At 75.6% G+C, this 1,384-nt stretch carries 2 protein-coding genes; both read right to left on the reverse strand.

Annotation, left to right across the window (positions count from 1 at the left end):
* Positions 1–45: 45 nt before the first annotated feature.
* Positions 46–765: a polysaccharide biosynthesis/export family protein gene (locus tag HMPREF0731_RS19295; RefSeq protein ID WP_007005891.1), complete on the reverse strand. Its 720-nt coding sequence runs from the start codon at positions 763–765 to the stop codon at positions 46–48.
* 13 nt (positions 766–778) lie between these two features.
* The coding region (locus HMPREF0731_RS19300) for a P-loop NTPase family protein (protein ID WP_040614075.1) at positions 779–1,384 on the reverse strand (606 nt) is incomplete at its 5' end.

A 1,384-nucleotide genomic window follows, 5' to 3' on the forward strand; every position in this document is an offset into this window, starting at 1 on the left:
GCCCGCCCGGCGCGGCGGGCGGCCAGCGGCGGGGCGCGGGGCGCGTCATGGCAGGCCGGTGGTGCCGCGGTTGATGGTGTAGCTGAAGGAGCGGTTGAACGGGACCAGACGGTTGACGAACTGCTCGATCCACAGATTGACCTCGCCGATGCGGCTGCGCGGCACATAGACGATGTCGCCGGGGAAGAGCGGCACATCGGCGGCGGCGCTGCCCTCGATGAAGCCGCGCACATCGACGGTGCGCAGCATCGGCCGGTCGCCCGGGCCGCGGCGGATCAGCACCACCTGGCCCATCCGCGCCTCCGGGTCGAAGCCGCCGGCCTGCAGCACCGCCTCCAGCACGCCGCGCCGGCCGGGCAGCGGATAGGCCCCCGCATTGCGCACCGCGCCGCCCACCAGCACGGTGGAGGCGCCGGCCTCCTCCAGCCCGACCGTCACCACCGGCTGGATCAGGATGCGGCGCGAGGCCTGCTCGACCGCCGCCTCGGCCTGGCCGACGCTCATCCCCGCGACACCCAGCCGGCCGGCGGCGCGCAGCGCCACCTGGCCATCGGGGGCGACCAGCACCGTCTCGTTCATCTCCGGCGTCATCAGGAACTGCACCCTCAGCCGGTCGCCGGCGCCGATGCGGTAATCCGGCGCCGTCTCGGTCCAGGGGGCGAAGCCCTCGGGCGCGCGCTCCGCCGGGTCCAGCCCCTGGCCGGTGCCGCAGCCGGCCGGCGCCAGCGACAGCAGGGACAGCAGCAGGGCGGCGAGCAGGCGCATCCGGGGGGTATCCTCAGGCGACAAGGCGGGACAGGGCGGGCGGCAGCAGCCGCCGCTCCCCGGTGAAGGCGAAGCCGAGCAGCGCGCCGCCGGAGCCGAGCACGGTGTCGCGCGCCGCCCGCGCCACGCCGCCCTGGCTGCGCTCGCCGCGCACCACCAGCAGGTTGGCGTCGACCATCGCGGAGAGCCGGCGCATGGCGTAGCTGCCGCCCTCCGCCGGGCCGATCAGCACCACCGTGCCGAAGGCCTCGCGCAGCCGGTCGAGCAGGGTCTGCGTCTCCTCCCGGCTGGCGCGCGGATTGGTCAGGTCGGACTCCACCGCCTCGTAGGAGATCCACAGATTCGGGATCACCGTGCTGAACACCAGCACATGGCCGGGGATGCGCTCGACCTCCAGCGGCTGCGAGCCGAGCGCCGCCAGATGCGCGCGGCCATCCGATTGCAGGTCGATCAGCGCCACATCGGCGGCGCCGCGCCGGGCCAGCGCCACGGCCAGCGCCCGTCCCAGCTCGCCCCGCCCATCCTCCGGCGCGGTGGCGACCAGCTGCACCAGGCGCGGGCGGCGGCCATCGACCCGCGCATCGCGCAGCAGCGCCACCAGGTCCTCGACGGGCGGCAG

Source organism: Pseudoroseomonas cervicalis ATCC 49957 (assembly GCF_000164635.1).
Lineage (GTDB): Bacteria > Pseudomonadota > Alphaproteobacteria > Acetobacterales > Acetobacteraceae > Pseudoroseomonas > Pseudoroseomonas cervicalis.

Bases quoted from the DNA above. Each gene is read 5' to 3' on its own strand.
- HMPREF0731_RS19295 (WP_007005891.1), bottom strand. From the start codon at position 765: ATGCGCCTGCTCGCCGCCCTGCTGCTGTCCCTGCTGTCGCTGGCGCCG.